Origin of the sequence: Serratia sp. 506_PEND, assembly GCF_001076875.1 — a bacterium.
Taxonomy (GTDB): domain Bacteria; phylum Pseudomonadota; class Gammaproteobacteria; order Enterobacterales; family Enterobacteriaceae; genus Serratia; species Serratia marcescens.
Genome location: NZ_JVEL01000430.1, coordinates 1 through 1920, shown reverse-complemented (window position 1 = coordinate 1920; position 1920 = coordinate 1). Strand labels below are relative to the sequence as shown.

3 protein-coding genes and 1 pseudogene are annotated in these 1920 nt (G+C 54.7%); all 4 read left to right on the top strand.

Going from position 1 to position 1920, the window contains the following annotated elements; translation table 11 throughout:
- The first annotated feature begins 253 nt into the window (after nucleotides 1-253).
- The gene (locus ADK28_RS16410; RefSeq protein WP_048796109.1) at nucleotides 254-538 is read left to right on the top strand and encodes a DUF7681 family protein; all 285 of its coding nucleotides are present in this window, start codon (nucleotides 254-256) and stop codon (nucleotides 536-538) included.
- A gap of 129 nt (nucleotides 539-667) precedes the next feature.
- Nucleotides 668-1330, top strand: coding sequence for a hypothetical protein (locus ADK28_RS16405; protein WP_048796108.1), 663 nt, complete (start codon nucleotides 668-670; stop codon nucleotides 1328-1330).
- Entirely contained in the window at nucleotides 1320-1649 is a 330-nt protein-coding gene (locus ADK28_RS16400) for an HNH endonuclease (RefSeq protein WP_048796107.1), read from the top strand. Before ADK28_RS16405 ends, ADK28_RS16400 begins: the two co-directional genes overlap by 11 nt.
- Before the next feature lie 124 nt (nucleotides 1650-1773).
- Nucleotides 1774-1920: pseudogene (locus ADK28_RS30150) on the top strand (phage terminase small subunit P27 family); the annotation flags it as partial.

Below are 1920 nucleotides of genomic sequence, written 5' to 3'. Positions count from 1 at the left end.
GCCAGCCGTCCTACACCATTACCACCGGCACTATTCCAGCGTTTGAGGCTGAGGATGGCGAGGTTCCTGAATACAACGGTCTGATCGCCTACTCGGAGTCGGAAGAGCACGGCGTCCTACAGTTGGCCTAATTTATAAAATTCTGCAAAAGGCATTCGCCGAGTGCCTTTGACAGAATAAATGCACTGAATTCTCGTGAGGTGTTCAACTGCATCGCCGAGGTTATATCCAACGAACTAGCAGGAAATTCTATATGAGCGAATCTAAACCGCAAGATGGCAGCACTGTGAAGGGATACCGCACGTTGACCGCCGACGACATCGCGCAAATGAACGATCTGAAAGACATCAGCCGTAATTTTTGCGAACAACTCGACCTTGAACGCACGCACCTCATGCTGGAGACGGTAGAGGCTGGCTCCCCGGAGGAGATCAATCGCATGGAGGCCATGCGCTGCCTGGCTATCGCCCGCACCAAGATGCAGGAAGCCTGCATGTGGGCCTGCCGTGCGGTGGCCCGCCCGGACGCGGATTGCTAACACCATCGGCATTACAGGTGGCCTTTGCGAGGGCCATCGATAATGCAAAATAACCAAAGTCGTCTACCTGCACCCACCGCGCACCCAGCGCACCGGCAGGCTGGTGGCTTTTCTATTTGGAGATTCGGAATGAAACACTTACCCCTGCGAGAAGTGATGCGCAACCTCGGCTTAACCGTCACCGATGACGGCTATGAGTTAAGCAACCCGGCCGGCACTGCGCGCTATGACTTTCATGGTGTGCGTACTACGGTAAGCGGCATCCCTGAATACTTCCCGATCATGCTGTCGGTAAAAGGTGGTTATGTGCCTGTCTTCGATGACCAAGGGCCGCCTGCTGGTGGTTTCCCTGGCGCCGAGGCTTTAGCTGTTAAGCCCAAGCCTGAGGATTATCCTGCGGGCATTCCCCTTGCTATCAATGTTGATAGCGCGTCGCTGACTGCGCTGGAGAGCCAGCTTACGCGCATTGCCGACCTGTACGAACGCATCCAGAAGGCACAGCACCAGGATAAGCCAGTAAGTAACTTCTATGACGACAAAGGCGTCCTGCGTTTGCAGATTGGCAAGTTTGGTATCAAAACAGCTAATCCTCCGCGTTCTGACTTCACAGTTAATGCTGGTCAAGTATTCATTGGCGATGCGTTGGTCAAAGATGCAGTTATTTCAAACTGTATTCTTAGCTCCGAACTGGATAAAGAACGCCAGGATTGCCTGAAGCGTGAAGTGCAGGCCATCATTGAACGCGAGCTACAGCCCGGCGGCAAGCTCTGGCGGTTTATCGGTGAACGCTAAGAAGCCTTACGGCAGCAAGTGGCAAGCTGAACGGCTTGTGTTCCTGCGGGAGAATCCTCTGTGTGCTATGTGTCAGCAGATGGGGCGTATTGAGCCAGCAACAGTGGTGGATCACATCGTGCCGCACCGCATGAAAGAAGCGAAGACGCCCGAGGAAATGAAGAAAGCTCAGCACCTGTTCTGGAGCCGCAAGAACTGGCAAGGCTTATGTAAACCACACCACGACTCCACAAAGCAACGTATGGAGAAGACCGGCAAGGTAATAGGGTGTTCGCCCGACGGCCTGCCGCTCGACCCTGCGTCGCACTGGAACCGCTGACAGCGGCGTTTTAACGCGGTGGGGAGGGGCGGGGTAAGAGTTCACCCCTCTTGCCCTTAAAGACCGCCGCTTGTCATTTGTGCGCACAACCGCGAAATGAAAAGTTTTTTTCTGGGAGGTTCCGATGGCAGGACGACGCCCGAAACCGTCCCACCTCAAGGTGGTCACCGGCAATCCGGGCAAACGTAAACTTAATGATAAAGAGCCGCAACCGGCGAGAGAAATTCCCAGCCCACCTTCGCACCTGACGGATTGGGGGAAAACGGCCTGG